This is a genomic window from Brunnivagina elsteri CCALA 953 (genome assembly GCF_002289455.1).
Classification (GTDB): domain Bacteria; phylum Cyanobacteriota; class Cyanobacteriia; order Cyanobacteriales; family Nostocaceae; genus Brunnivagina; species Brunnivagina elsteri.
Window position 1 is genome coordinate 1 of record NZ_NTFS01000756.1, and the last position, 1,334, is coordinate 1,334.

At 36.3% G+C, this 1,334-nt stretch carries 1 protein-coding gene; it reads right to left on the reverse strand.

Features of this window, described 5'->3' with window-relative positions; all coding sequences use genetic code 11:
- Window positions 1–359 precede the first annotated feature (359 nt).
- Window positions 360–1,334, reverse strand: a 975-nt coding sequence (locus tag CK510_RS30475; RefSeq protein ID WP_245912534.1) for a transposase, incomplete at its 5' end; no start/stop codon positions are given.

The window sequence follows — 1,334 nt, forward strand, 5'->3', positions numbered from 1 at the left end:
GACCGTCGGACGAAAATTTCTGGCGCACAATGGAAAATCGAGAACGTTCCTCAAGTCATTGCTCACCGTTGTGCTTAAGTAGTTGGACACAATTAATTACACAAAACTTGGGCTGAAATTATTACCTATCAAAGATATCCAAAAATCAGTATTGTAATTAATTCTGTCTGGTTACTTACCTTAATGGATTAATCTTTGCTCGCTAAATAAAAAGTGGGATGCTCCCTTTAATTAGGGCTTGCTGAAAAACTCTACAAAGCGAGTCTAGATGCTACAAAATAGACTGTTAGGGTAGTTTCGGTGATTCGCTTTTAAGTTCACCCCACAATTTTCTACCTAAATGCAAGGATTTTAAGCTTCTAAATAGGGCTTGCTGAAAAAGTCATATTTAAGCCAGACCAAGAATCAGTTAACAATGCTTCTAGGTGAAAACATAATTCATTATATGAATCAATTTGAGTAAACATAATATTTTCTAATAGTCCAAATCTAAAAATAGGAAAAACACAGTATTTTCTACAAATAGATACAAAAAAAGTCATAATAATCCGCCGCAATAATGCGGAAAGATTCATGACTAGAAAAGTTATAGCAATGCCTGTTTCTGAAGTATTAGAAAGTTTGGTCATCATTCGGTCAAGACTATATCTTCTTTTTGCTTCTCCCTTACGGGTTCGCCAGTCGCTACAACGGGGGGAACCCCCGCAACGCGCTGGCTCACCAAACTTTCCTTCAATACAATTACGGTCTCTCTCGTCTAATTGTGCCTGCTTTTTAGTTTCTGTACTAATATTTTTTGCTGGTCGTCCTAATGGTGGACCACTAATTCTGATTCCTCTTTCTTTACACCATTTTCTATTTTCTTTGTTTCGATATATCTGGTCTACGTGTACAGATTCTGGATAGTTACCCGTTGCTATTTTAAATGCTTCTACTTGGACTTTTAAGTCACTTGATTCATTAAAATTATCCCAACTAATTCGGTCTAAAAATACATAACCTTCGTAACAGCTAGCTGATAATTTGGCTCCAAATTCTACCGATGAGCCAGCTTTTCCCCTGATGATTGGACGAACATGAGGTTGCGTTAAACTCACTATTCTATCGTCAACACGAGAGAGACTATTTTCATACATAAATAGCTGTTGTCGATATACTTCATTTACGACTAAAAGCATTTTATATTTTTGGCTACTCAGACAGGGAAGCTTGGCTTCCACTGCTAAAAGCCCTTCTATATGTGCTAGGTTTCTTTTCAAGTATTGTAATTGTTTCTTTATTGCTTTTTGTCTTTGTTTTTTCGATGATCGTCGTTTTTTTGCGACGTTTAAATA